Origin of the sequence: Caulobacter sp. CCG-8, from assembly GCF_037402475.1 — a bacterium.
Lineage (GTDB): Bacteria > Pseudomonadota > Alphaproteobacteria > Caulobacterales > Caulobacteraceae > Caulobacter.
This window is the reverse complement of record NZ_JBBEUD010000018.1, coordinates 78,316-104,761: the sequence shown is the minus strand read 5'-3', so window position 1 is coordinate 104,761 and position 26,446 is coordinate 78,316. Positions and strand designations below refer to the sequence as shown.

The 26,446-nt window shown below is 69.1% G+C and carries 25 protein-coding genes; 15 read left to right on the top strand and 10 right to left on the bottom strand.

Features of this window, described 5'->3' with window-relative positions; all coding sequences use genetic code 11:
- Positions 1-75: 75 nt before the first annotated feature.
- On the bottom strand, positions 76-837 hold the full coding sequence (locus WAE60_RS17650; RefSeq protein WP_029916073.1) for a FadR/GntR family transcriptional regulator: 762 nt from the start codon (positions 835-837) through the stop codon (positions 76-78).
- A gap of 146 nt (positions 838-983) precedes the next feature.
- On the opposite strand from WAE60_RS17650, the gene manD reads away from it, so the two are divergent.
- Together manD and WAE60_RS17640 are read left to right on the top strand one after the other, a co-directional pair.
- A complete protein-coding gene (gene manD / locus WAE60_RS17645) occupies positions 984-2,195 on the top strand; it encodes a D-mannonate dehydratase ManD (RefSeq protein ID WP_337687714.1) in 1,212 nt (403 codons plus the stop codon).
- Positions 2,196-2,376: 181 nt separating this feature from the next.
- Entirely contained in the window at positions 2,377-4,254 is a 1,878-nt protein-coding gene (locus tag WAE60_RS17640) for a hypothetical protein (protein ID WP_337687713.1), read from the top strand.
- 233 nt (positions 4,255-4,487) lie between these two features.
- On the opposite strand, the gene WAE60_RS17635 is transcribed toward WAE60_RS17640, so the two are convergent.
- The 5 genes from WAE60_RS17635 to flgF all read right to left on the bottom strand — a co-directional run bounded on the left by WAE60_RS17635 (position 4,488) and on the right by flgF (position 8,162).
- Positions 4,488-4,997: a hypothetical protein gene (locus tag WAE60_RS17635; RefSeq protein ID WP_337687712.1), complete on the bottom strand. Its 510-nt coding sequence runs from the start codon at positions 4,995-4,997 to the stop codon at positions 4,488-4,490.
- 129 nt (positions 4,998-5,126) lie between these two features.
- Positions 5,127-5,843 (bottom strand): flagellar basal body L-ring protein FlgH, encoded by a 717-nt coding sequence (gene flgH / locus WAE60_RS17630; protein WP_029916080.1) that lies wholly within the window; start codon positions 5,841-5,843, stop codon positions 5,127-5,129.
- A 14-nt stretch (positions 5,844-5,857) separates the two neighbouring features.
- A complete protein-coding gene (gene flgA, locus WAE60_RS17625) occupies positions 5,858-6,619 on the bottom strand; it encodes a flagellar basal body P-ring formation chaperone FlgA (protein ID WP_337687711.1) in 762 nt (253 codons plus the stop codon).
- A 4-nt stretch (positions 6,620-6,623) separates the two neighbouring features.
- Positions 6,624-7,412, bottom strand: a complete 789-nt coding sequence (gene flgG, locus WAE60_RS17620; protein WP_029916082.1) for a flagellar basal-body rod protein FlgG — start codon at positions 7,410-7,412, stop codon at positions 6,624-6,626.
- A gap of 12 nt (positions 7,413-7,424) precedes the next feature.
- Positions 7,425-8,162, bottom strand: a complete 738-nt coding sequence (gene flgF / locus WAE60_RS17615; protein ID WP_029916083.1) for a flagellar basal-body rod protein FlgF — start codon at positions 8,160-8,162, stop codon at positions 7,425-7,427.
- Positions 8,163-8,386: 224 nt separating this feature from the next.
- Here flgF and fliL point away from each other — a divergent pair, with 224 nt between their 5' ends.
- The 6 genes from fliL (at position 8,387) to WAE60_RS17585 (ending at position 14,980) form a co-directional block, all read left to right on the top strand.
- A complete protein-coding gene (gene fliL, locus WAE60_RS17610) occupies positions 8,387-9,001 on the top strand; it encodes a flagellar basal body-associated protein FliL (protein ID WP_029916084.1) in 615 nt (204 codons plus the stop codon).
- Positions 9,002-9,028: 27 nt separating this feature from the next.
- Positions 9,029-10,165, top strand: coding sequence for a flagellar motor switch protein FliM (gene fliM / locus WAE60_RS17605; protein WP_029916085.1), 1,137 nt, complete (start codon positions 9,029-9,031; stop codon positions 10,163-10,165).
- Entirely contained in the window at positions 10,162-10,785 is a 624-nt protein-coding gene (locus WAE60_RS17600) for a DUF6468 domain-containing protein (RefSeq protein WP_337687710.1), read from the top strand. The genes fliM and WAE60_RS17600 overlap by 4 nt, the downstream gene beginning before the upstream one ends.
- Positions 10,782-11,555: a MotE family protein gene (locus tag WAE60_RS17595; RefSeq protein ID WP_337687709.1), complete on the top strand. Its 774-nt coding sequence runs from the start codon at positions 10,782-10,784 to the stop codon at positions 11,553-11,555. The genes WAE60_RS17600 and WAE60_RS17595 overlap by 4 nt, the downstream gene beginning before the upstream one ends.
- Positions 11,556-11,576: 21 nt before the next feature.
- Complete coding sequence (locus WAE60_RS17590) at positions 11,577-14,501, top strand: endoglucanase (RefSeq protein ID WP_029916092.1); 2,925 nt, start codon at positions 11,577-11,579, stop codon at positions 14,499-14,501.
- 71 nt (positions 14,502-14,572) lie between these two features.
- On the top strand, positions 14,573-14,980 hold the full coding sequence (locus tag WAE60_RS17585; protein WP_337687708.1) for a hypothetical protein: 408 nt from the start codon (positions 14,573-14,575) through the stop codon (positions 14,978-14,980).
- Between the two features lie 19 nt (positions 14,981-14,999).
- Here the strand turns inward: WAE60_RS17585 and WAE60_RS17580 are convergent, their stop codons facing one another.
- Positions 15,000-15,863 (bottom strand): sigma-70 family RNA polymerase sigma factor, encoded by an 864-nt coding sequence (locus WAE60_RS17580; protein ID WP_337687707.1) that lies wholly within the window; start codon positions 15,861-15,863, stop codon positions 15,000-15,002.
- A 175-nt stretch (positions 15,864-16,038) separates the two neighbouring features.
- Between WAE60_RS17580 and WAE60_RS17575 the strand changes: the two genes are divergently transcribed.
- From WAE60_RS17575 to pyk, 7 genes are all read left to right on the top strand, one after another.
- Positions 16,039-16,341: a hypothetical protein gene (locus WAE60_RS17575; RefSeq protein ID WP_029916097.1), complete on the top strand. Its 303-nt coding sequence runs from the start codon at positions 16,039-16,041 to the stop codon at positions 16,339-16,341.
- A 242-nt stretch (positions 16,342-16,583) separates the two neighbouring features.
- Entirely contained in the window at positions 16,584-18,047 is a 1,464-nt protein-coding gene (zwf, locus tag WAE60_RS17570; protein WP_337687706.1) for a glucose-6-phosphate dehydrogenase, read from the top strand.
- An 11-nt stretch (positions 18,048-18,058) separates the two neighbouring features.
- Positions 18,059-18,751: a 6-phosphogluconolactonase gene (gene pgl / locus WAE60_RS17565; protein WP_337687705.1), complete on the top strand. Its 693-nt coding sequence runs from the start codon at positions 18,059-18,061 to the stop codon at positions 18,749-18,751.
- A gap of 4 nt (positions 18,752-18,755) precedes the next feature.
- On the top strand, positions 18,756-20,570 hold the full coding sequence (gene edd, locus WAE60_RS17560; protein WP_029916102.1) for a phosphogluconate dehydratase: 1,815 nt from the start codon (positions 18,756-18,758) through the stop codon (positions 20,568-20,570).
- 13 nt (positions 20,571-20,583) lie between these two features.
- Positions 20,584-21,573, top strand: a complete 990-nt coding sequence (gene glk / locus WAE60_RS17555) for a glucokinase (protein WP_029916104.1) — start codon at positions 20,584-20,586, stop codon at positions 21,571-21,573.
- Positions 21,574-21,719: 146 nt separating this feature from the next.
- Positions 21,720-22,739: a LacI family DNA-binding transcriptional regulator gene (locus tag WAE60_RS17550; protein WP_029916106.1), complete on the top strand. Its 1,020-nt coding sequence runs from the start codon at positions 21,720-21,722 to the stop codon at positions 22,737-22,739.
- 256 nt (positions 22,740-22,995) lie between these two features.
- On the top strand, positions 22,996-24,426 hold the full coding sequence (pyk, locus tag WAE60_RS17545) for a pyruvate kinase (RefSeq protein WP_029916108.1): 1,431 nt from the start codon (positions 22,996-22,998) through the stop codon (positions 24,424-24,426).
- 151 nt (positions 24,427-24,577) lie between these two features.
- On the opposite strand, the gene WAE60_RS17540 is transcribed toward pyk, so the two are convergent.
- From WAE60_RS17540 to WAE60_RS17530, 3 genes are all read right to left on the bottom strand, one after another.
- A complete protein-coding gene (locus WAE60_RS17540) occupies positions 24,578-24,880 on the bottom strand; it encodes a hypothetical protein (RefSeq protein ID WP_029916110.1) in 303 nt (100 codons plus the stop codon).
- Between the two features lie 38 nt (positions 24,881-24,918).
- The gene (locus tag WAE60_RS17535; protein WP_231499532.1) at positions 24,919-25,653 is read right to left on the bottom strand and encodes a Crp/Fnr family transcriptional regulator; all 735 of its coding nucleotides are present in this window, start codon (positions 25,651-25,653) and stop codon (positions 24,919-24,921) included.
- Between the two features lie 234 nt (positions 25,654-25,887).
- The gene (locus WAE60_RS17530; protein WP_337687704.1) at positions 25,888-26,388 is read right to left on the bottom strand and encodes a pyridoxamine 5'-phosphate oxidase family protein; all 501 of its coding nucleotides are present in this window, start codon (positions 26,386-26,388) and stop codon (positions 25,888-25,890) included.
- Between the last annotated feature and the right edge of the window lie 58 nt (positions 26,389-26,446).

Below are 26,446 nucleotides of genomic sequence, written 5' to 3'. Positions count from 1 at the left end.
CGGGCGGCTGGATCCTTACCTCCAGCCGCCCATCCTCTCAGCTTCGATTCGCCCAGGTCTTGCGGGGATTTGCGCCTAGATCAGCGAGCGGCGCGCCAGCTCGTTGCGGCGGGCGGCGACCTCGCTGCGGGCCTGCTGCATGGCGTCGATCTCGGTGGCGGTCAGCAGGTTGTCGATCACCCGGCCCAAATGCTCGCGCATGGCGTTGCGGGCTTCCTTGGGGTCGCGGGCCTTCAGGGCGCTGAGAATTTCCTGGTGGTCGTCGATCAGCGGCCGCACGCCCACCTGGCGGGCGCGTTCCAGCATCGCCCGGCACAGCGGCGACTTGTAGCGCAGGTCCCACAGGTTCTCGATCACGGTGACCAGGGCGCTGTTGCGGGTGGCGCGGGCGATGGTGACGTGGAACCGGCGGTCGGCCAGGTCGCCGCGCACGTCGTGCTCGTTCTCCTCGACCATGTCGTCGAGGATCCGCTCCAGGTCGATCAGTTCCTGGTCGGTGATGGTGGTGGCGGCCAGGGCGCAGGACTCGCCCTCGATCAGGCGGCGGGCCTCGGTCAGCTCGAAGGCGCCGATGTCCAGCTCGGGGGCGGGCGCCTCGACCGGCGCGGCCTCGGTCACATAGACGCCCGAACCGTGACGCGCCTCGACCAGGCCGCGGATTTCCAGGGCGATCATCGCCTCGCGCACCGTGGGACGGCTGACCTTGTATTCCTCGGCCAGGTCGCGCTCGGAGGGCAGGCGGTGTCCCGGCTGGAAGGCGCCCTCGCGGATCGATTCGGCGATCGCGTTGGCGACCTGTTGGTAGAGCTTGCGGGTTTCAGCGGTCGACGTGGTCATGAGACTTTCCCGCCCCGCGCGCATCGCCGGGCCGAAGGCAGCCTAGAGCAAGGTCGCGAAAGACGCCACGTCGCACTGGCGCATTTGTAATATGTTGTCTATGGATTGGTCAGGCCACTTAAGCGACCCAGGTAGACCAACACTCCATGCTCAAGATTATCGACGCCAAGGTTATCGTCACCTGCCCGGGGCGCAACTTCGTCACCCTCAAGATCACCACCTCGGACGGCGTCACCGGCGTCGGCGACGCCACCCTGAACGGGCGCGAGATGGCCGTGGTCAGCTATCTGCGCGACCACATGATCCCGTGCCTGATCGGCCGCGACGCCCACCGGATCGAGGACATCTGGCAGTTCTTCTATCGCGGCTCGTACTGGCGCGGCGGCCCGGTGGGCATGACCGCCCTGGCCGCGGTCGACATGGCGCTGTGGGACATCAAGGCCAAGGTGGCCGGCCTGCCGCTGTACCAGTTGCTGGGCGGCGCCTGCCGCGAGGGCGTCACCGTCTACGGCCACGCCAACGGCGAGACCATCGCCGACACCATCGCCGAGGCCCAGAAGTACAAGGCCATGGGCTACAAGGCCATTCGCCTGCAGACCGGCGTGCCCGGCCTGGCCAGCACCTACGGGGTGTCGGGCGACAAGATGTTCTACGAGCCGGCCGACGCCGACCTGCCCAGCGAGAACGTCTGGTCGACGGCCAAGTACCTCAAGCACGCCCCCAAACTGTTCGAGGCCGCGCGCGAGGCGCTGGGCGACGACGTCCACCTGCTGCACGACGTCCATCACCGCCTGACGCCGATCGAGGCGGCCCGCCTGGGCAAGGACCTGGAGCCCTACCGCCTGTTCTGGCTGGAGGATGCGGTGCCCGCCGAGAACCAGGCCGGCTTCCGCCTGATCCGCCAGCACACCACCACCCCGCTGGCCGTGGGCGAGATCTTCAGCCACGTCTGGGACGCCAACATCCTGATCCAGGAACAGCTGATCGACTATCTGCGGGCCACGGTCCTGCACGCGGGCGGCATCACCAACCTGCGCAAGATCGCCGCCTTCGCGGACCTGCACCACGTGCGGACCGGCTGCCACGGGGCCACCGACCTGTCGCCGGTGACCATGGCCGCGGCCCTGCACTTCGACATGTCGATCCCGAACTTCGGGCTGCAGGAATACATGCGCCACACGCCCGAGACCGACGCGGTGTTCCCGCACGCCTACAGCTTCAAGGACGGCCTGCTGCATCCGGGCGAGGCGCCGGGCCTGGGCGTCGGCATCGACGAGGCCCTGGCCGAGCAATACCCCTACAAGCGCGCCTACCTGCCGGTGAACCGGCTGGAGGACGGGACCATGTACAACTGGTGAGGCCTCTTCGCGCCGCCTCGGGGCGGCGCGGATTTTCTAGGTTTCCAATGGGTTGATATTGGTCTGACCGTCGTCGCTCGTATCCGCAAATTGGCTTGACAACTTGTGTGGCGCGGGTAGCTAGATGGCCTGGCCACATAAGAAATCGTCTCCGCCTAAGGCTGACGAGGGCGGGGAAACCATGTCGTTCAAGTCCATCCGCAAGCGCCTGTTGCTGGCCGCAGCTCTGGCGGCGGTCGCATCGCCGGCGCTGGCCGTCGCGGCGTCGGTCGCCGACCCCGGCGGGCGGGGGCAGGCCTACGCAACCGTCCCGCCGATGAACCGGACGGTCGAGACCCGCCTGCTGCCCCAGATGGCCGTGCTGCTCGACAAGCTGATGGTCGAGAAGCGCGACATGACGCTGGACGGCGTGCGGGTGTTCGACGCCGACGACAAGTTCCTGCCGGGCAAGGTGGCCATCGGTCTCGCCTACCTGCTGATCGACACGCCGCGCGACGACCCGAAGTTCGCGACCTACCTGGCCGGCTACCGCCAGATCGCCGACATGACGGCGGACGACACCAACAACACCTGGGGCATCTATTATTACTGCCAGGCCCTGCACATGCTGCAGCAGGCCGGCCTGCTGCAGCAGGCGGTGTCGCCCCAGACCCTGGCCAAGCTGAAGGCCAAGCTGGACTGGCGCCATTTCGTCCGCACCGACGACCTGACCCTGATCGACCTGCCCAACAACTATTACGGCGTGGCCTTCAGCGTGGCGCGGCTGCGCTACCAGCTGGGCTGGGAGGACGCCTCGGCCAGCGAGGCCCTGCTGGAGAAGACGCTCGACCACTACCGCAAATATTCCGGCGAGTACGGCTTCGCCGACGAGACCGACGGCGACGGGCGGTTCGACCGCTACAGCGTGCTGCTGATCGGCGAGATCAGCCACCGCCTGATCGAGGCGGGCATGCCGGCGACCCCGGAGGTCAAGGGCTGGCTGCGCAAGTCGGTCGACCTGATGCTGCCGCGCCTGAACCTGCGGGGCGAGGGCTTCGAATACGGCCGCAGCATCGGGACCTATGGCGAGACGGCCTTCCTGGAGGTGCTGACCGCGGCGGCCAAGCTGGACGTGCTGACGCCCCAGGAAAAGACGATGGCCTACGCCTTCTCGTCGCGCGTCACGGCCCGCTACATGGACTTCTGGTTCGATCCCAAGATGGGCTCGGTGAACCTGTGGGAGCACGGCCGGCGCACCGACGAGTATCGCGGCAAGCACCGGATCCTGGGCGAGAACCTCAGCCTGGCCCGCCAGCACATCTACACCAGCGCGATCTGGGACGAGCTGGGCTTCAAGGACAAGGAGCCCGACCCAGGCTACGCCGCCTGGCTCGATACGCTGCCCAAGCGCCGGGTGACCTGGTTCGCGCGCGGCCGGCACGACCGGCTGGTGGTCACCCTGCGCGACCGTGGCCGCGTCGTTGGCCTGCCGATCATCAACGGCGGCAAGAGCCAGCACGAGAACACGCCCTACTACCCGATCCCGTTCTCGCCCGGCATGCTGGCCGGCGTGGCCGACGGCGAGTTCCCGCAACTGCTGCCGCGCCTGACCCTGGCCGACGGCGCGCGCGTGACGCCGCTGGCCTATGCCCGGAACGTCAAGGTGACGGAGCAGGGGGCGCGGACCGTCGTCACCTACGACCAGGACCGGCTCGACAAGCTGGGGACCAGCGCGCCCATCGCCGACGATCGGGTCTCGGTGAAGACCACCTACGTCCTGGAGCCCGGCAAAATCCGCCGCACGGACGTCTTCACGCCCAAGGCGGGGCAGGGGATCAAGGCCGTGGACCTGTCGTTCGCGGGCTTCTCGTCGGCTCCGGCCACCAAGGGCGGGGCCACGACCTACGGCCAGGGCGACGTGCGGCGCTTCACGGTGACGGGACTGGGCTGCACCTCGCGGCCGCTGAAGGACGAGAAGGCCTACCGCACCCCGACCGGGGCGTTCCAAAGCCTGGTGGAATGCACGAGCGGACCGAAGGCGGGCCCGCTGACGGTCAGCTGGACGCTGAACTACAGGTAGGCCGAGGACATGCCTTTGGGCGTGTCCCCACCAAGGACTCCGTCCCTCCCCCTTGTGGCGAGGGGGAGGCGTGGGATCACACCCACTTGCCCCCACCTGACCGCTTCGCGGTCTGTCCGCCCCCGTAGGGGGCGGAGCCTCGCACCAGCGCTCTTCCCCCTCCGGGGGAAGACGACCGCGAAGCGGTCCGTAGGGGGCAAGGGTTCGGTGCAGGGCCTTCCCTGCAGGGCGATCTACTTCACACGCGTCAGGATCAGCGTCTGGTCCGGCGGGCCGGGTTTGCCGTCGATGTCCTGTTCGACCAGCAGGGTGTCGGCGTCGGTGCGGGTGACCTTCATCGACTGGCGGCGCGAGCCCTGCTCGCCGTGGGTGGTGACGGTGACGGCGGCCTGGCCGACGCGCTGCACGCTGATGGTCACCAGGTTCAGGTTGACCACGGCCTGGGTCGTGGGGCCGTCGAGCACGGCGTGGGCGAACTGCAGGGCGGCGACGCCGGCCTCATCCACCTCGACCAGGGTCCAGGCCAGGCTCTTGCCGTCGTCGATGGTGACGTCCAGCTCGCCGCTCAGCGGCGGCGGGCCGGTCAGGGCGGCGTTGAACTTCGAGCGCGGCAGGTCGATCGCCCAGCGCCCGGTCACGCCCATCGGGCCGCTGAACGGCTGGGCGTTGGCGACGACCGGCAGGGCGACCGCCAGCAGGGCGGCGCCGACCAGGGCGGAAAAGGCGCGAGCGGTCTTGCTCATGGGGTCGGCTCCGGATTCAGGCCCGACGAGTCCGGGCGAGCGCTGTGACGCAGGGTAATCTGGCCCCGCGCGCCCGCCCGATCAAGGCGTCGGCCCCAAGTCGCCCCCGGGGCGGCCGGAGCCAAGCCCTTAGAACGGCGAGAATTTCTCGACCAGGGCCTGGCCGCCCGGGACCTTCTGGACGCGGCTGATGTCGCCGCGGCCGCCGTAGCTGATGCGGGCTTCGGCGATCTGGGTGTGCTTGATGGTGTTGGCCGAGGAGATGTCTTCCGGACGCACGATGCCGGCCACGGTCAGCTGGCGGACCTCGGCGTTGGTGCGCACTTCCTGGGTGCCCTGGATCACCAGGTTGCCGTTGGGCATCACGCCCGAGACGACGGCGGCGATGGTCAGGCTGATCTTTTCCGAGCGGTTCACCGCGCCGGCGCCGGCGTTGGACGAGCCCGACTTGGTGTTGATCATGTTGGCCGGGTCGTAGCCGCCCGGCAGGATCTTCCCGAGGCTGGATTCCAGGCCCAGGAAGTTCGGCACGCCCAGATTGCTGTTCGAGGTGCGCGAGGTCGAGGTCTGGTTCTTGGTGGTGGCGCTGTCGTCGATGTCGATGTTGACGGTCAGGATGTCGCCGACCTTGCTGGCGCGCTGGTCGTTGAAGAAGGTGCGCGCGCCGGTGCGCCACAGCGAGTTGGCCGAGGCCGCCTGGGGCGGGGCGGCGTATTGCTGGGTCATCGGGGCCAGCTGGGCCGGATAGCCGACGGGGGCCAGCTCGGGGCCCTTCACGGCTTCGGTGACGGTCGAGCAGGCGGCGAGCGGGGCGAGCAGCAGGAGGGCGGCGAGGGCGGGGCGCATCGTGTGTGACCTTCTCAGCGAGCGGCGTAGCGCAGCGTGTTGTTACGGTTGGCCTTCAGGCGCATCGCCTGGGGGCCGACGGCGGTCGAGCCGGGTCCGGTGACCACGGTCTCGATGATCTTCTTGCTGGCGGTGTTCTGGACCATCAGGCTCTCGCCGATGGCCGCCGCCGACATGGCCTTGCCTTGCAATGTCAGGGCCACGCCGTCGTCCTCGTAGGTGACTGCGACGATATCGCCCGCCTTGATGACCTGCGGGGTCGAGACGTCGCGCAGGCTGGCGGCCGCGCCCTGGCGCAGCGGGCGTTTGACGGTCATGCCGATGACGTCGTCGGCGTCGCGCGGGGCGTCCGAGGGGGCCGCGGCCATCTTCACCCAGACCAGGTCTTCCGGCTGGACCATCTCGCCGGTCGCCAGGCTGCGGGCGTAGGCAAGAACTTCCACGTTGCCGCGCGGCGCGCCGGCCAGGCCGGCGTCCGAGCCCTGGCGGACGATGATCCGGCGCACGCCGTTGGCGTTGTCCCAATCCAGGCCGGCCCGGCGGGCGGCGATCTGCACCGCGCCGGCGTCCAGCACGGCCGAGGGGCCCACGCGGGTGGCGACCACCACGCTCGAGGCCGCGCCGGCCCCGTCGAACAGCTCGCCCAGGGTGATCTTGCCGTCGGCGTCGGTGGTGTCGGGCCGCAGCGAGACGCTCGCGCCGGCCAGGGCCGGGGTGGCGATCAGCAGGGCGGCGAGGGAGGAAAGGAGCATCGAAGAAAAGGCGGGCGCTTTCATGAGCTTACGACCTCAGGTTCGAAGTGGCCTGGAGCATCTGGTCGGCCGTGGTGATGACCTTGGAGTTCATCTCGTAGGCGCGCTGGGCGACGATCAGGGCGGTGATTTCGCTGACCGAGTCCACGTTCGACGCTTCGGTGTAGTTCTGCAGCAGGGTGCCGAAGCCGGGCTGGCCGGGGGCGGCGATGTTAGCCGCGCCCGAGGCCGCGGTTTCCATGAACATGTTGTCGCCGATGGCTTCCAGGCCGCCTTCGTTCATGAAGTTGGCCAGTTCCAGCTGACCGACGGTCTGCGGGTTCGGGTCGCCATCCAGCTTCACCTGCACCAGGCCGGTCTTGCTGATCGTGGTGGCGACGGCGTTCTGCGGGATCGTGATGCCCGGCTGGACGGTGTAGCCGTCCTCGGTCACCAGCTGGCCCTGGTCGTTGGTCGAGAAGTTGCCGGCGCGGGTGTAGGCGGTCTCGCCCGAGGGCAGCAGGATCTGCAGAAAGCCCTTGCCCTGGATGGCCACGTCGAACTCGTTGTTCGTCATGGTGGGCGTGCCCTGCTCGTGGATGCGGTAGACCGAGCCGGCCTTCACGCCGCCGCCGATCTGCACGCCCGTCGGGACCACGTTGCCGTCGCCCGACGACTGCGAGCCGGCGCGCTCGATCGTCTGGTAGATCAGGTCCTGGAACTCGGCCCGTTGGCGCTTGAAGCCCACGGTGTTCATGTTGGCGATGTTGTTCGAGATGACCTCGACGTTCAGCTGCTGGGCGGCCATGCCCGTGGCGGCGGTGCGGAGCGCTTGCATCTTCGTAGTTCCTTACTGGACCTTGCCCATCCGCTCGACGGCGGACCGGGACAGTTCCGAGGTTTGATCCATCATCTTGGCCACGCTCTCGTAGGCGCGGTTGACCTCGATCAGCTTGGTGATCTGGGTGATCGACTGGACGTTGGAGGCCTCAAGCATGCCCTGGTGGATCGCGGCGTCCGGGGCGGCCTGGGGGGTGTCGTTGGTGGTGTTGCGATAGAGGTTGTCGCCGTCCTTGCGGAAGGCGGCCAGGTCGGTGGGGCGCACCACGGCGATCTTGCCGGCGCGCTCGGCGCCCTGGCTGACCGTGCCGTCGCGGGCGATGGTGACGGGGCCCTTCAGCGGGTCCAGCAGGATCTCGCCGCCGCCGTCGTCCAGCACCGGCTGGCCGTTCTGGGTGACCAGCTTGCCGTCCGGGGCCATGGTGAAACGGCCGTCGCGGGTGTAGCGCTCGCCGCCGACGGTGGAGACCTTGAAGAAGCCCTGGCCTTCCAGGGCCAGGTCGAAGTCGCCGCCCGTCTGGGTCAGGGCGCCCTGGCTGAAATCGCGCGCCACGCCGTCGTCCAGCACGAACTTGACGGGGTTCGTACCGCCGGCGGTGCGGGCCGGCTTCGCCGGCTCGGTGCGGACCATCAGCTCCTCGACCTTGAAGCCGGTCGTGTTGGCGTTGGCGATGTTGTTCGCGACGATGTCGAGTTCGCGGCGCAGGGTCATCTGCCGCGAAAGTCCGACGTAAAGTGCGTTGTCCATGACCGGTTACCGAGACGGCTGGCGCGACAAATGCGCCGCAATCCTGCTAGCAACCCTCGTGCCAACTCGAAAAGTTCTGTAAAAACAACGAATATGAAGGTTAACGGGCCGTCGGTGACGGAGTCTGCCGGGCAGATTCAGCCTGCGGCGAAATGGCCTTCAAAAGACATCGTTAACCATGTCCCACGCATGAGTAGACCCGTAGATTCCAAGGAACCGCGCGCGTGGCCAACAAACCCCCCAAGGATGCTCCCGCCCCGGAAGGCGAAGAGGGCGCTGTCGAGGGCGAAGCTCCGGCTAAGAAGAAGCCGCCGATGATGATCATCATCGCGGCCGCGGCGGCCGTCGTCCTGGTCGGCGGCGGGGTGACCACGTTCCTGCTCCTGAAGCCCAAGCCCGAGGCCTCGGCCGAGAAGGGCCACGAAAAGCCGAAGAAGAAGGAAAAGAAGAAGGAAGAGAAGGGCGGCCATGGCGGCGGCGGCGAAGGCGCGGCTCCGGCCGCCGGCGCGCCGGTGATCAAGGAAGGCCCCGACGGCGTGGTGTTCTACACCCTGCCGGACATCGTCGTGAACATGCAGGCCGCGGACGGCCGCTCGACCTTCCTGAAGCTGAAGCTGACCTTCGAACTGCCCGACGAGGAGACGGCCGAGGCCCTGACGCCGAACCTCCCGCGTCTGCAGGACATGTTCCAGACCTTCCTGCGCGAACTGCGTCCGGAAGACCTCAACGGCAGCCAGGGCAGCTATCAACTGCGCGCCGAGCTGCTGCGTCGCGTTAATCTGGTCGCCGCGCCTTCCCACGTGAACGCGGTGCTGATCGAGGAGATGCTGATCAACTAGCCCTCGGGCTGGTTGAGGCGAACCGACATGGCTGACGAAATCGACGATCAGGCCGCGATGGCCCAGTGGGCCTCGGAGAATCCGCCGAACGACTTCGGCGGCGAGGCCGGCGGCAACGAGTTTGGCGACTTCAGCGGCGGCATGGGCGGCTGGGACGACGGCGGCGGCGACGGGATGGGCGCCGAGCGCATCCTGAACCAGGACGAGATCGACAGCCTGCTGGGCTTCGACATGTCCGGCGACGGCAACGACGACCGCACCGGCATCCGCGCGATCATCAACTCGGCGCTGGTCTCGTACGAGCGCCTGCCGATGCTGGAAATCGTCTTCGACCGCCTGGTGCGGTTGATGACGACGTCCCTGCGGAACTTCACGTCCGACAACGTCGAGGTCAGCCTCGACAACATCAGCTCGATCCGCTTCGGCGACTATCTGAACTCGATCCCGCTGCCGGCCATCCTGGCGGTGTTCCGGGCCGAGGAACTGGACAACTACGGCCTGCTGACGGTCGACTCCAACCTGATCTACTCGATCGTCGACGTGCTGCTGGGCGGCCGTCGCGGCACCGCGGCCATGCGCATCGAGGGCCGTCCCTACACCACCATCGAGCGGGTGCTGGTGCAGCGGATGGTCGAGGTGGTGCTGCACGACGCCAAGGCGGCGTTCGAGCCCCTGCATCCGGTGTCGTTCAGCCTGGACCGCCTGGAGACCAATCCGCGCTTCGCCGCCATCGCCCGGCCGGCCAACGCCGCGATTCTTGTGAAGCTTCGGATCGACATGGAAGACCGCGGCGGCAGAATCGAGCTTCTGCTGCCCTATGCGACCCTCGAACCCATCCGGAAGATGCTGCTGCAGCAGTTCATGGGCGAGAAGTTCGGCCGCGACAACATCTGGGAAGGCCACTTGGCCACCGAACTCTGGACCACCCAGATGGAGGTGCGCGCCGTGCTCGACGAGCAGCAACTGCCGTTGTCCAAGGTGCTGAACCTGCAGGTGGGCGACACCCTGATGCTAAACGCCACGCCCGACAGCCCGGTGGAGCTGCGCGCCGGCTCCATCCCGCTGACCCGCGGGCGCATGGGCCGCCGCAACCACTCGATCGCCGTGCGCGCCGACGCGCCCCTGACCCCGGCGGCCAAGAAGGCGGTTCAGAAGCTGAAATGAGTCTGACGGCCATCGTCCTCAACGGTCTGCTCGCGGTGCTGCTGGTGGTGGCGCTGGGCTACGGCATGCGCCTGGAGCGCCGGCTGAAGGCCCTGCGCGACAGCCACGAGGGCTTCGCCAAGGCCGTGGCCGACCTCGACCGCGCCGCCATGCGCGCCGAGCAGGGCCTGGCCGACCTGCGCGCCGCCACGGACGAAGCCGCCGACACCCTGGGCGACCGCATCGCCAAGGCCCACGCCCTGGCGGCCCAGCTGGACGAGCGCCTGAACCAGCCGATGATCACGCCGCCGCCCGCCGCGACGGGCCGCGCCGCCGTCGAGCGGCGTCTGTCGGCCGAGCCGCGCCATTCTGTCGAACAACGTTTGGCCGCCGAGCCGCGTCCGATGCGCGCACCCGAACCCGAGCCGGAGCCGCAAAGCCAACGCCGCCTGCGGGCCGAGGACTTCGAGAAGCTGCTGGACCGCGAGGCCCGCATCCCCCGCGACGCCCCGCCGCCTTCCGCCGCGCGCCCTTCCGCGTCAAAGGAAACCCCGCGTTCACGGGCGCGAATAGATGATGACTTGTTCGAGGGCCCGGAAGATCCGCCGCGCCCCGGTTCGACCTTTAGGGGCCGTCGATGAAAAATGTTCCGCGCATCCTGCCGATCGTCGGGGTCGCCGTGGTCGGCGTGCTGGCCGTCAACGCCCTGGCCGGCGCGAAATCCCTGCCGGACATGATCAGCGGCGCCAAGGCCTTCGCCGAGGGCGTGGCCAAGCCTGACGCCAAGGACGGCGACAAGACCGCCTCGGCCGCCGACGCCGGCAAGGACGCCGCCGCCAAGGCCGCGCCTCCGGCGGTCTGCGCGCCGTCGTCCAGCGAACTGGCCAAGGAAGCCGGCCTGTCGCCGGCCGAACTGCGCGTGCTGCAGAGCCTGGGTCAGCGCCGCGGGCAGCTGGACCAGCGCGAGCAGGACATCGACGTCCAGCTGCAGCTGCTGGCCGCCGCCGAGGCCAAGCTCGACGCCAAGATGAAGGCGCTGAACGGCATGAAGGGCGAGATCCAGGGCCTGCTGGGCCAGGCCGACGCCCAGAAGGAAGCCGAGGCCAACCGCATGGTGCTGGTCTATTCGGCCATGAAGCCCAAGGACGCCGCCGCTCGCATGAGCGTGCTGGACGACAGCGTGCGCCTGCCGATCGCCTCGAAGATGAAGGAGCGCACGCTCAGCATGATCCTGGCCAACATGTCGCCCGGCGACGCCAAGATCCTGACCGAGCGCCTGGCCAACCGCTTGTCGGCCGACGCCATCGCCAAGCAGCGCGCCGCCCTGGCCGCCGCCGACAAGCCCGCCGCCGATCCCTCGGCCCAGGCGGCGGCCGCGCCGCCCTTGGCCGGCGGCAAGAAGGCCGGATAGGACAGGAACGGAAGCGGGGGCATGAAGCTGGGGGGGATCCTGAGATCGACCGTCGCGGCGATCTGCATCCTCGGGGTCGCGACCCCGTCGGTGTCGATCTCGGCCGCGCCGCGTCACGTCTCGAAGTCCGCCCAGCATAAGCCCGCGCCCCGCAAGGCGGCCGCGCGCAAGCCCGCCGCCAAGCCGGCTCCGGCCGCGCCCGCCGGCCTCCAGGTCCGCATCGCCCAGGCCCCCGACTTCACGCGGCTGGAATTCCCGGGCTCGCGCGGCATGCAGGCCCATCGCGAAGGCACGGCCGTCGTCCTGCGCTTCCCGCGCGACGCCAATCCCAACCTGTCGTCCCTGAACGTCGGTCCGCCGCGCTGGGTGAAGGGCGCCCAGGCGCGCCATGTCGGCGGCGTAGTCGAGATCGTGGTCGCGCTGAGCGACGACGCCGACTTCCGGGCCGGCAACGCCGACGGCGACGACTTCATCAACCTGTTCGCCCGCCAGGCGCCCGCTCCGGCGCCGGCGGCCGCCGCGCCCGTGGTCGCTCAGCGTCCCAACCCGATGCCGGCCGGCGGCGTCGTGCCGGTCAAGTTCTCCAAGGTCTCGGGCCAGGTCCAGCTCAGCTTCGACTGGGCCAACCCGGCCGGGGCGGCCGTGTTCCGGCGCGGCGAGGCCGTCTGGGTGGTGTTCGACGCGCCCGCCCGGCTGGACATCGGCAAGCTGCCCGTCAGCACGCCGCAATACCGCAACATCCAGGCCTTCAAGGGCCCCGATTACGCGGCGCTGCGCATCAGCACACCGCAGGGCGCGCCGTTCTACGCCGAGGGCGTCGGCTCCAACTGGACGATCGCCTTGGGCGCGGGCAGCCAGGACGCGCCTGACCTGGTCCACGTGGCCCGCGACGACAACGCCAGCCCGGCCACCCTGACCGCCACCGTGGCCGGCACCACCAGGATCGTCTGGGTCGGCGACCCGGCCGTCGGCGACCGCATCGGCGTCGCCACGGCCCTGGCCCCGTCCAAGGGCCTGCCGTCGCGCCGCGACTATGTCGAGATGGCCCTGCTGCAGTCGGCCACCGGCCTGGCGGTGGAAAGCTATTCCGGCGACCTGCAGATGAGCGCCGACGGCGACATCGTGCGCATGGGCCGACCCAAGGGTCTCCTGCTGTCCTCGACGTCCAGCGGCCAGGCCCAGGCCGACGCCGGGGCCGGCGCGCCTCAGGCCATGTCGATGCCGGCCCTGATCGATCCCGAGCACTGGTCCAAGACCGGGTCGGGCGGCTTCATCGCCCGCTACGACGCCCTGCTGGGCGCGATCCCCGCCGCGGGCGGCCCCGACGGCAAGGGCGACGACACCGCCGCCCGCATGGCCTTGGCCCGCTTCCTGGTCGGCTCGAACCTGTCGTTCGAGGCCATCGGCGTGCTGAACGCCGCCGGCCGCGCGCACCAGACCCTGATGGGCGACGGCGAGTTCCGCGGACTGCGCGGCGTGGCCAAGGTGATGGCGCGCCGCTACGCCGAGGCCGAGGCCGACTTCTCATCGCCCGTGCTGACCGACGACCCCTCGGCCGCCCTGTGGCGCGGCTATATCGCCAGCAAGACCGGCCAGTGGACCGACGCCAACCAGCGGTTCGTCGAGGGCGCGCGGGCCCTGAACATGTTCCCGGCCCTGTGGCAGGCCCGCTTCCTGGGCGCCCAGGCCGAGGCGGCCGTGGGCGTCGGCGCGCCCGAGACCGCCATCCGCCTGATCAACCAGGCCCTGAAGCTGCCCAACATCCCGGTCGAGGACCAGCTGGAGCTGCGCCTGACCCTGGCCAAGGCTTTCGAGGCCAAGAACGACGCCCGGGCGCTGCCGGTGTTCCAGGCCATTTCCAAGTGCGGCATCGACCGCCTGGCCGCGCCGGCCACCCTGCACGCCATCCAGCTGCGCCTGGCCAAGAACCAGATCAGCGCCGACGTCGCCGCCAAGGGCCTGGACGCCCTGCGCTTCCGCTGGCGCGGCGACGGGGTCGAGCTGGACACCATCCGCGCCCTGGGTCAGCTGCAGATCAAGCAGGGCCGCTATCGCGAGGCGCTGGAGGTCCTGCACTCGGCCAACAACGTGCAGTCCGACCTGCCGCAGGCCGTGGCCCTGCGCAACGACCTGAACGGCGCCTTCCGCGCCCTGTTCCTGGACGGCCTGGCCGACGGCATGCAGCCGATCCAGGCGGTGGGCCTGTTCTACGACTTCCAGGACCTGACCCCGATCGGCGCCGACGGCGACCAGATGGTCCGCAACCTGGTGCGCCGCCTGGTCGACGTCGACCTTCTGGACGAGGCCGCCAAGCTGCTCAAGTACCAGGTCGACAACCGCCTGAACGGCGTGCCCAAGGCCCAGGTCGCCACCGACCTGGCCTGGATCTACCTGATGGACCGCAAGCCCGAGACGGCGCTGGACACCATCAACGCCACCCGCACCACCATCCTGCCGCCGGCCCTCAACGCCGAGCGCCGCCTGGCCACCGCCCGCGCCCTGATGGGCCTGGGCCGCTACGACGCGGCGCTGGAGGTGATCGAGGCCGACAAGACCCGCGACGCCGAGGACGTCCGCGCCGAGATCGCCTGGAAGCAACACACCTGGCCCCAGGCCGGCGCGCTGTACGAGCGTTCGCTGGGCGACCGCTGGAAGACGCCGGGCATCCTGAGCCCCGCCGACGAGTCCAAGCTGCTGCGTTCGGCCGTGGCCTTCAGCCTGGCCGACGACGACGCCTCGCTGGGCCGCCTGCGCCAGCGCTACGGCGGCTTCGTCGAGAACGCCCGCAATCCCGACGGCCTGCGCGTGGCCCTGGCCGGCGCCGACCCGGGCAGCCTGTCCAGCAGCGACTTCAGCAAGGTCACCGCCGACAACGAGGCCTTCAACGGCTGGGTGGCCAAGATGAAGGATCGCTTCCGGGCCCAGGCCAGCAGGAAGCCAGCCTAGGCTATACCTCCGCCATTGTGGAGATCGCGCCTTTGGCTAGGCTGGTTGCGATCGATATGTCGGGGGGCGTCATGAGATTCCAGACCGTGCTGCTCGTCGCGGCCGCGACAATGCTGAGCGCCTGCGGCGGCAAGCCGTCGTTCGTGTGGTGGAGCTCGTGGCGACCAAGCGACGCCTATGTGGCCAAGGCGGACGCCGCCTTGGACCGCTTTCAGGCCGATCCGCGGTACGCCTCGACCGGCTTCGGACCCCGCGCGGCCTATCACCGGCTCTACTATGGCGTCGTGGAGCACGGGGAGCCGACGATCCACGTCTTGTTGTCGGCCCAGCGCGTGCGACCGCTAGTGCCCAACACCCATTATCGGACGCGTAACCAGCCTCCGCCGTCGCCAAGCGCGTGTCCACGCTATTCAGTGACCTACCGCCTGATCAACGACGCGGTCAGCGAAGAGCTGTGCCTGTCGGAAATGGCCCGATAGCGTCCTATCCCCTGGCCGGTCACGCGATCGCCAGGCTCTCGGCCACGTACGGCGCGTAGAAGTAATCCTGGATCCTGGCGATCTCGCCGTCCCGCCAGTCCAGCAGCACCACGTAGCGGAGCGGCGCGCCCGGCGCGGCCCGCACCAGCAGGGCGGGGCGGCCCTCGGCCAGGCCGGGCTCGAGCCACCAGCCGGTCGTATTGCCGTAGTGCGTGAAGTACATCGACACGTCCGTGCGGCCGTCCAGGCGGCGGCGATTGGCCAGGTCCAGCCGGACGTCCTCGCTGAGCAGGGCGCGCAAGGCGTCGAAGTCGCGGGCGTTGAAGCGGTCGGCATAGGCCCGCAGGCGGTCGCGCTCGGCGGCGTCCAGGCGGGGAGGGGACGCATCCGGCGCCTCGGCCAGGCCCTTCAGGCGCTCGCGGCCGCGATGCAGGGCGGCCTTGGTCGCGGCCAGGGTCAGGTCCAGCAACTGGGCGGTCTCGTCCGCCGAGTGGCCCAGCACGTCGATCAGCGCCACGCACGAGCGCTGGGCGACGGGCAGGCGCAGCAGCACCGCCAGGCTGGCGGTGGCCGCCACCCGGGCGTCGGCGGCGGCGGCCGGGTCGACGATCTCCTCGAACGCCTCGTCGAAGGTGGCCTGGCGCTTGCGGGCGCGCAGGGCGTCGAGGGCCGTGTTGTGGGCGATGCGGAACAGCCAGCGGTCAGGGCGCTCGATCGGCTCGGCCGACGGGAAGGCGATCGCCGCCTTGGTCAGGGCCTCCTGCACCACGTCCTCGCCCTCGAAGGCCGAGCCGACCATGCGCGCGCAGTAGCGATGCAGGCTGGGGCGCAGCTCGGCCATCAGCTGGCTGAACGCCTCGGGGCCCAGGTTGCCGTCGGCCATGTCTCGTTCTCCCGCGCCGGCCCGAACGGCGGCCTCATCCCCAAGACGTCCGGTGAGCGCCAAAGGATTCGCGGCCCCGGGAATCTTTTTTCGACCGAATCCTTCGCGGCCGCCGCCGCGTCCTTTGCCCATGACGGCCGCATCCCGCGCCGTTCCAAGCCAAGGACCAAGGATCATGCAGAGGGTTACACTGGTGCGCTACGCCGCCAAGCCGGATCGCGCCGACGAGAACGAGGCGCTGTCGCTCAAGGTGTTCGAGGAACTTAAGACCGTCCGGCCCGACAACGTCGCCTACGCGCTGTTCCGCGACGGCGTCGACTTCGTCCACCTGTTCGTCAATCTCAGCGAGGACGACGCCGGCGTCCTGATCGACCTGCCCACGTTCCAGGCGTTCGCCAAGGACGTGAACGAGCGCAGCGAAGCGCCCCCGGATGCGATGCGTCTGAGCGTGAAGCTGCTGGCCTCCTACGGCCTCTAGGGGCGATTCCACCGTTCCACCCTGTCCGCGCGGTCGCCTCTTGCCGAGGCGGCCGCGTTTCGCCTGCCCAGAGGTGAACCTTCGCGCGCGAAAAGCGATTGGTCTTCTGGCGGCGGCGCCCCAAACCCCTTAGTTAGTCGCCGCGCGCGCGGTCCTGTCGGAAGGTCGACACCGACTTTCCGGAGGCCGCTTGCATTGCTCCGACGGGCGTGTCATGACAACGTTGTCATAGGGTGGAAGCATTGACCAAAGAGACGAACGCCGACCAAGCGGGTCGAGAAGTGCTGGTGCTGCTGGGCGGCGCGGGCGACCTGGCGCTGCGTATGTTGTTGCCTTCGCTGTACTTTCTCGAAGTCGACCGCCTCCTGCCGCATGACCTGCGGATCATCGGCCTGGCCCGTCACGACCACACCCCCGACAGCTACCGCAAGCTGGTCCGCGAGCAGCTGGGCAAGCGCGCCACCGTCGAGGAATCGGCCTGGAATCGTCTGGCCGCCCGCCTGGACTACCTGTCGGTCGACATCACCAAGGAAGAGGGCGCCAAGGCCCTGGCCGAGAAGGTCGGCAAGCACGGCGACCTGGTGGTCTATTTCGCCCTGTCGCCCAGCCTGTACGGCTCGGTCTGCACCGCCCTGCAGGCGGCCGACCTGACCGGTCCGAAGACCCGGCTGGTGCTGGAAAAGCCGATCGGCAAGGACTTCGCCAGCTCGTGCGTGATCAACGGCGCGGTCGGCGCGGTGGTCGACGAGAGCCAGATCTTCCGCATCGACCACTATCTGGGCAAGGAGACGGTCCAGAACCTGACCGCCCTGCGCTTCGGCAACGTGCTGTTCGAGCCCCTGTGGGACAACAAGCACATCGACCACGTGCAGATCACCATCGCCGAGACCGAGAAGGTCGGCGAGCGCTGGCCCTATTACGACGAGTACGGCGCGCTGCGCGACATGCTGCAGAACCATCTGCTGCAGCTACTCTGCCTGGTGGCCATGGAGGCCCCGTCGGGCTTCGATCCGGACGCCGTCCGCGACGAGAAGGTCAAGGTGCTGCGGTCCCTGCGGCCCTTCACCAAGGCCAATGTCGCCCACGACACCGTGCGCGGCCAGTACGTGGCCGGCGTGGTCGAGGGCACGGCCCGCGAAGGCTATCTGGAAGAGGTCGGCAAGGCCTCCAAGACCGAGACCTTCGTGGCCATGAAGGTCGACATCGACAACTGGCGCTGGGCCGGCGTGCCGTTCTTCCTGCGGACCGGCAAGAACCTGCCCGACCGCCGCACCCAGATCGTCGTCCAGTTCAAGCCCGTGCCGCACAACATCTTCGGCGCCGCCGCCCAGGCCGAGACCAAGGCCAATCGCCTGGTCATCGACCTGCAGCCGGACGAGGACATCTCGCTGACCGTGATGACCAAGCGTCCGGGCCTGTCGGAAGAGGGCATGCGACTGCAGTCCCTGCCGCTGTCCCTGGCCATGAGCTCGGCCGGCAGCCGCCGCCGGATCGCCTACGAGAAGCTGCTGCTGGACGTGTTCCGCGGCGACCGCACCCTGTTCGTGCGCCGCGACGAGGTCGAGCAGGCCTGGAAGTTCGTGGACGGCGTGTCGGCCGCCTGGGCCGAGGCCAAGATCGAACCGGCGCCCTACGCCGCCGGCACCTGGGGCCCGCACGGCGCCAACGCGCTGATCTCGCCGCAGGGCCGGGCCTGGAACGAATAGGCGTGGAGACGATGACCCTTCCCAAGATCGAGGCCTTCCCGACCCGCGAGGCGCTGTACGACGCCGCCGCCTCGGTCGTGGCTTCGGCCCTGACCGACGCCGTGGCCAAGCGCGGCCAGGCCGGGTTCGCGGCCACCGGCGGCTCGACGCCGGCGCCGGTCTATGACCGGCTGGCGACCATGACGGTTCCCTGGGACAAGGTCGTGGTCACCCTGACCGACGAGCGGTTCGTGCCGCCGACCGACCCCAGCAGCAACGAGGGCCTGGTCCGCCGGCACCTGCTGCAAGGGGAGGCGGCCAAGGCCGGCTTCGCGCCGCTGTTCTTCGACGGCGTCGCCCAGGACGCGGTGGCGGCCAAGGCCGAGGCCGGGGTCGCCGCGATCCTGCCGTTCGGCGTCACCCTGCTGGGCGTGGGCCCCGACGGCCACTTCGCCTCGCTGTTCCCGGGCAACCCGAAGTTGGCGGAAGGCCTGGACCCCAAGTCGGCGCGCACCGTCATCGCGGTGCCGGCCGGCCAGCCGGCGCCGGACCTGCCCCGGATCAGCCTGACCTTCCAGGCGTTGATCCGGTCGTCGCTGATCGTCCTGCTGATCACCGGCGGCGCCAAGAAGACGTTGCTCGAAGGCCCGGTCGATCCAAGCCTGCCGATCGCCGCCATCCTGAACCAGGACCGCGCCCCGGTCCGTATCCTGTGGGCGGAGTAGCACCATGGTCGCCTTGAACCCCGTCATCGCCGAAGTCACCGCCCGGATCATCGAGCGCAGCCGCGACAGCCGCGCGACCTATCTGGCCAATCTGGACGCCGCCGCGGCCGCCCAGCCGGGCCGCGCCAAGCTCAGCTGCGCCAACTGGGCCCACGCCTTCGCCGCCTCGCCGGCGGTGGACAAGGTCCGCGCCCTGGACGTCAACGCCCCCAACCTGGGCATCGTCTCGGCCTATAACGACATGCTGTCGGCCCACCAGCCGCTGGAGGAGTATCCGGCGCTGATCAAGGAAGCCGCGCGCGAGGTCGGGGCCACCGCCCAGTTCGCCGGCGGCGTGCCGGCCATGTGCGACGGCGTCACCCAGGGCCGTCCGGGCATGGAGCTGTCGCTGTTCTCGCGCGACGTGATCGCCATGGCCACGGGCATCGCCCTGACCCACGACGCCTTCGACGGCGCGCTGTATCTGGGCGTCTGCGACAAGATCGTGCCGGGCCTGCTGATCGGCGCCCTGACCTTCAGCCACCTGCCGGCGGTGTTTGTCCCCGCCGGTCCGATGACCTCGGGCCTGCCCAACTCGGAGAAGGCGCGCATCCGCGCCCTCTACGCCGAGGGCAAGGTCGGCCGCGAGGAACTGCTGGCCGCCGAGAGCGCCAGCTACCACGGCCCGGGCACCTGCACCTTCTACGGCACGGCCAACACCAACCAGATGCTGATGGAGCTGATGGGCCTGCACCTGCCGGGCTCGGCCTTCGTCCATCCGCACACCCCGCTGCGCACGGCCCTGGTCAAGGAAGCCGCCAAGCGGGTGGCCGCCATCACCCACAAGGGCAACGACTGGCTGCCCGTGGGCCGGATCATCGACGAGAAGGCCGTGGTCAACGGCGTGGTTGGCCTGATGGCCACCGGCGGCTCGACCAACCTGGCCCTGCACCTGGTGGCCATGGCCCACGCGGCCGGCATCATCCTGACGCTGGAAGACCTGGACGACATCTCGAAGAACACGCCGCTGCTGGCCAAGGTCTATCCGAACGGCTCGGCCGACGTGAACCAGTTCCACGCCGCCGGCGGCATCCACTTCGTGGTCAGGGAACTGCTGAAGGCGGGCCTGGCCCACGAGGACGTCCTGACCGTCGCCGGCCCCGGCCTGTCACGCTACACCCAGGAGCCGGTCCTGGTGGACGGCGAGCTGTCCTGGCGCGAGGGCGCCGAGGAGTCGCTGGACCTCAACATCCTGCGCCCGGCTTCGGATCCGTTCAGCCCGGAAGGCGGCCTGCGCCTGCTGACCGGCAACCTGGGGCGCGGCGTGATCAAGGTCTCGGCCGTGAAGCCCGAGCATCAGGTGATCACCGCTCCGGCCGCCGTGTTCCAGGAACAGGAAGACTTCATCGCCGCCTTCAAGCGCGGCGAGCTGGACCGCGACGTGGTCGTGGTGGTCCGCTTCCAGGGGCCGTCGGCCAACGGCATGCCTGAGCTGCACAACCTGTCGCCGTCGATCTCTGTGCTGCTGGACCGCGGCTTCAAGGTGGCCCTGGTCACCGACGGCCGGATGTCGGGCGCTTCGGGCAAGACCCCGGCGGCCATCCACGTCACGCCCGAAGCCGCCAAGGGCGGCGCCCTGGCCTATGTCCAGGACGGCGACGTGATCTCCCTGAACGCCCACACGGGCGAACTGAAAATCCTGGTGGACGAGGCGGTCTTGCGCGCTCGCACGCCGGCGAGCGTCCCGGCGTCCAAGCCGGGCTTTGGGCGGGAATTGTTCGGCTGGATGCGGGCGGGGGTCGGCGCGGCCGACCACGGCGGCTCCGTGCTGTTTGCTTAGGAAGAAGACGAAGATGAGCGGCTTGAACTCCATCGGGCTTGGCCTGGTCGGCGATATCGGCGGAACCAACGCGCGGTTCGCCCTGGTCGATTTCGACGGGGCCGACCCCAAGCTGATCGAGCCGACCTCGTACAAGGGCGAGGACTACGGTCAGGCCGAGGACGCGGTCGAAGCCTATCTGGCCAAGATGGGCCTCAAGCACGCCGACCAGGCGGTGGTGGCCGTCGCCGGTCCGATCGAGCACGGCTCGGTGCACTTCACCAACAGCGACTGGAAGCTGTCGGAAGACAGCCTGCGCCGGGCGGGCGGCTTCCGCTCGGCCAAGCTGATCAACGACTTCACGGCCCAGGCCCTGGCCGCCCCGCGCCTGGCGCCCAAGGACCTGCGCCAGATCGGTCCGCACCAGACCTCGGGCGAGGGCGACCTGGCGATCATCGGCCCCGGCACCGGCTTCGGCGCGGCGGGCATGGTGCGCCGCCACGGCGTCGAGACGCCCCTGACCACCGAGGGCGGCCACATCGCCTTCGCGCCGTTCGACGACGTCGAGATCGAGATCCTCCGTGCGCTGAACAAGCGGTTCGGCCGCTGCTCGATCGAGCGCATCCTGTCGGGTCCGGGCATGGAGGACCTGCACGTCATCCTGGCCGAGGTGGAGGGCCGCAAGGCCGAGGAACTGACGGCCAAGCAGATCACCGAGCACGGCGTGGCCGGCGACGAGTGCTGCAAGGTCACCATCGACCGCTTCTGCGCCATCCTGGGTTCGGCGGCCGGCGACCTGGCCCTGGCCCTGGGCGCCCGGGGCGGGGTGTTCATCGCCGGCGGCATCGCGCCGCGGATCGTCGATCTGCTGGAGAAGGGCGAGTTCCGCAGCCGATTCGAGTCGAAGGGCCGCCTCAGCGACTACACCCGCGCCATCCCGACCCACGTGGTGATGAACCCCCACACCGCCCTGATCGGGGCGGCCGTGGCCATGACCCCGGACGGCAAGGCGGCCATTTCCTAAGGCCTTAAGGGGGCTTTCCGCCCCTTGAGCCGCGTTTCTTATCCCTCGGGGCGAGTTTTCCGCGTGAAGTGGGCTCGCCTTGACAAGGCTGTCATGCCTTTATTGCGTCGCTTGTCGATTTTCGACGCTTCGCGAGGCCGGCTGTCTTGAGTTCCAAGGTTACGATCCACGAGGTCGCCCGTCTGTCGGGCGTATCGATCAAGACCGTTTCGCGGGTGCTGAACCGCGAGCCGAACGTGAAGAACGACACCCGCGTGCGGGTGCAGGAAGCCGTCGCGGCCCTGAACTACCGGCCCAACATCTCGGCCCGCAGCCTGGCGGGGTCGAAGGCCTATCTGATCGGCGTGTTCTTCGACAACCCGAGCCCGGCCTATGTGACCGACGTCCAGCTGGGCGCGATCGCCCGCTGCCGCGAGGAGGGTTACCACCTGATCGTCGAGCCGCTGGACTCCACCGGCGACGTGGCGGCCCAGGTCGAGCCGATGCTGCACACCCTGCGCATGGACGGCGTGATCCTGACCCCGCCCGTCTGCGACAACGCCGCGGTGCTGGACGTGCTGGAGGCCGAAGGCGTGCCTTATGTGCGCCTGTCGCCCGACCAGGACCTGGGCCGTTCGGCCAGCGTGCGCATGGACGACGTGCGCGCCGCTTACGAGATGACGGCCCACCTGATCAGCCTGGGCCACACCGACATCGGCTTCATCAAGGGCCACCCCGAGCACGGCGCCTCGCACCTGCGCTACGAGGGCTATGCGGCGGCGATGAAGGAGCACGGCCACGCCGTGCGCGAGGACCATGTGGAGCAGGGCTGGTTCTCGTTCCGCTCGGGCTTCGAGGCGGCCGAGCGGCTGCTGGACCGCCCCGACCGTCCCACGGCGATCTTCGCCTCCAACGACGACATGGCCCTGGGCGTGATGGCGGTGGCCAACCGCCTGCGCCTGGAAGTGCCCCAGACCCTGTCGGTGGCCGGCTTCGACGACACGCCGGGCGCCAAGGTGGTCTGGCCGCAACTGACCACCGTGCGCCAGCCGATCCAGGCCATGGCCGCCGCCGCCGCCGACCTGCTGCTGGGCGGCGCGACCCAGGCCGAAGGCGACGGGGCGCCGCCCTCGCGCCTGCTGGATTTCGAACTGGTGGTCCGCGAGTCCACCGGCCCCATCGGCTAGGGTTTTCCACGCGCCCCATGGATCGGAAGTCGCTCCAGGCGTTTAAAATGGGGTGACCTCGACGTTCAGAGGTCTTCAAGGTGGAAAGGCTTGGTGGTTGACGCTAAGTCATCGGTGGCGAATCCGAACCCTTGGCGCTAGACAACGTTGTCAGGCGCGAAATTCGGGAATGACGTTCGCCCTGAGCAAATCCTTTCCGCTTTGCGGCATTTTCTTGCCGCATCGCAGCATAATCTAGCCTCTCCGGAGCAGCTTCATGATCCGCGCGCGCCGCTCCCGCATCGTCGCCACCATCGGTCCGGCCAGCAGCTCGCATGAGATGATTGTGAGACTGGCCAAGGCCGGAGCCGACGTCTTCCGCCTGAACTTCAGCCACGGCAGCCACGAGAACCACAAGGCCTCGTACGACGCGATCCGCGCCGCCGAGAAGGTGGTCGACCGGCCGCTGGGCATCCTGGCCGATCTGCAGGGGCCGAAGCTGCGCGTGGGCAAGTTCGCCGACGGCCCCGTGACGCTGAAGGCCGGTCAGGCCTTCCGCTTCGACGACGACCCCAAGCCGGGCGACGAGACGCGGGTGCACCTGCCGCACCCCGAGATCCTGGTGGCCATGCGTCCCGGCGCGACCCTGCTGCTGGACGACGGCAAGCTGCGGATGACGGTGACCGACGCCGGCCCCGGCTACGCCAACACCACGGTCGTCAACGGCGGCAAGCTGTCGGAACGCAAGGGCGTGGCGGTGCCGGACGTCGTGATTCCGATGTCGCCCCTGACGCCGAAGGACCGCGAGGATCTGGCCTTCGCCCTGCGCCTGGGCGTCGACTGGATCGCCCTGTCGTTCGTGCAGGCCCCCGAGGACATGGCCGAGCTGCGCCGCATCGTCGAAGGCCGCGCCGCCGTCCTGGCCAAGATCGAGAAGCCCCAGGCGCTGGAAGTGCTGGGCCCGATCCTCGACCTGTGCGACGGCGTGATGGTGGCTCGCGGCGACCTGGGCGTCGAGATGGCCCCGGAGGAGGTGCCGGTGGCCCAGAAGGTCATCCTGCGCGCCGCCCGCGAGCGCGGCATTCCGGTGATCGTCGCCACCCAGATGCTGGAGTCGATGACCAGCTCGCCGACCCCGACCCGGGCCGAGGCCTCGGACGTGGCCAATGCGGTCTACGAAGGCGCCGACGCGGTCATGCTGTCGGCCGAGAGCGCCGCCGGCGACTATCCGGAAGAGGCCGTGACGATGATGAGCCGCATCATCGAGCGGGTGGAGCGCGATCCGCGCTGGCCCGAGCTGATGCAGGCCGAGCAGCCGCACAACGACGAGGACGCCGACGTCCTGGTCGTGGCCGCGGCCCAGGCCGCCAAGGCCGGTTCGACCAAGTGCCTGGTGGCCTTCACCACCACCGGCGCCACCGCCCGCCGCCTGTCGCGCGAGCGGCCGCTGCAGCCCGTGCTGGCCCTGTCGCCCCGCGTCGAGGCCGTGCGCCGCATGTGCCTGGTCTGGGGCGTGGAGGCCCGCGTCAGCGGCCAGCCCGACAGCCTGGAGGTGGTCACCTCGGACGCCGTCGCCAAGGCCGTGGAGTTGGACCTGGTCGGACCGGGCGAGCGCGTGCTGATCGTCGCCGGCACCCCGTTCGGCGCGCCCGGCGCGGCCAATCTGCTGCGCCTGGCCCACGCGCCGTTCCCGACGCGCAAGCGGTAGTAGTAAGCGGTAATAGAAAGCCGCTCATCCCGGCGAATGCCGGGACCCAGATGGAATGACTGCGAGGCTGACGCCAATGGCGCCGAGCCCCTCCAATCATCCTCTCCGCCATAGGATCTGGATCCCGGCATTCGCCGGGAAGAGCGGACTTTTACTCGCTCACCGCCTGATAGTGCCGCACGAAGGGTTCCTGCTCGAGCAGGAACTCGGCGTCGAAGTCGTAGTACTTGGCGTGCTCGAAGTCCTCGCCGGCGAAGCGCTTGATCGCGTCCAGATCGCTCCAGAAGGTCAGCATCTCGAAGTGCACGACCTCGCCCTCGGGCCGGGTCAGGCACCAGGCGCCCAGGTTGCCGGGCGTGGACTTGTAGTCGGGCAGGGCGACCTCGCGCATCAGGGCCAGATAGCGGTCGCTCAGCGACGCGGGTACGCGGCCATGCCAGTTGCGGACGATCATGCGGGCCTCCTCTCCAACGCGGTGGAGATGGGGAGGCTTCAGCCGAAGGGAAGCGGCAGCAGGCGCTCGTAGCCGCGCCGCACGGCGGCGTAGCATTCGCAGGTGATGGCTTCCAGGCCCGCGCGATCCAGGATGTCGACCACCCCGCGGCGATAGCGGATCAGGCCCTTGGCCTGCAGCGAGCCGGCCACCGCCGTGACCGTGGTGCGCTGGACGCCCAGCATGTCGGCGAGGAATTCCTGGGTCAGGTTGATGGTGTCGCCGTCGATGCGGTCGCGGCACGACAGCAGCCAGCGGCAGAAGCGGGCCTCCACGCCGTGCAGGGCGTTGCAGGCCACCGACTGGATCGCATGGCCGAACAGCGCCTCGTTGTGGCGGTCGACCAGGTCGCGCAGGGCGGCGCTGCGGCTCCAGGCCTCGTGCAGGGCCGTGGCGTTGATCCGCGAGGCGAAGCCGGGGGCCTGGACGATGGCCCGCACCAGCGACTGGCGCGGCGCCACGGCGGCCATCAGGCCCAGGGCGCCTTCGCGGCCCACCGGCGCGGACTCGATCGCCGCGCCGTTCTCCATCAGCGTCATCAGCGAGATGACGCAGTCGTGGGGGAAGTAGACCACCTCGATCGGATCGCCCGGATCGCACAGGTGCCGGCCCTTTTCCAACTCGTGGTGGGTGAGATGGGGCGCGATCAGCCCGAAATCCTCGGACGGCAGGGCGGCGAGCAGGCGATTTTTCAAGGGTGCGGCGGTCCCGTCGGGCGAATCAATCACCGGCATGCGGTAGAGTTTCGAAGCTATAGGTTGGAAGCTGGCCCGATGTTGTCGAGTAGCCGACACAAATGCAGAACCCTTATCCGGGGTTCCCAAAGTGCTATTGATTGCGTCGGGAACCCGACATTGCAGGAATAGTTGGAGAGCCCGGCGCCGTGTACCCGGGTTGGGGTTTGGCTGAACTTTTGCCGGGTTCCAACATCCGGAACCTTTGCTTCCCGAGGACGGTGAGAGCCGACCTCAGCCCAGGTTGACGTGAACCTTGTCGCCCAGATCGGGGGTGCTGTCGGTCAGGTTGGCCTTGGCGGTCTCCCAGGCGAAGCGGATCGCGCCGCCCTTTGAGATCCACAGCTCGGCGTCCTTGGCGTCCAGCCGCAGCAGGGTCAGGGACGGGTCGTCCTTGCCGTCCGGAAACCAGGCCGCGACCATGGGATTCCAGTACTTGTCGATGCGGGCGGTGTCGCGGGCCGTGGACAGCACGCCGCCGATGCAGGCCTGGAAGTCCTGGTCCTTGGCCTGGACGATGAACATGGCCTGGGCTCCACCGCCGGCGCTCTTGGCCAGGTCGGTGTCGTCCTTGGTGAAGAACCAGATCTGGCCGTGCTCGGGCTCGGCGAAGGCGGTCATCGGCTGGAAGTGCTGGTGGCTGTCCGTCAGGCCCAGCATGCCGAACCGGGTGTGGTCCAGCTCCTTCCAGAGGCGTTTCTCGACGGCGGCCTTGTCGTTTGGATCGGTGCTCATGACGGTTCTTCCTGTGCGGGGAGCAGGAAGAACCGTCGTGGGGAACAGCGGTTCCTAG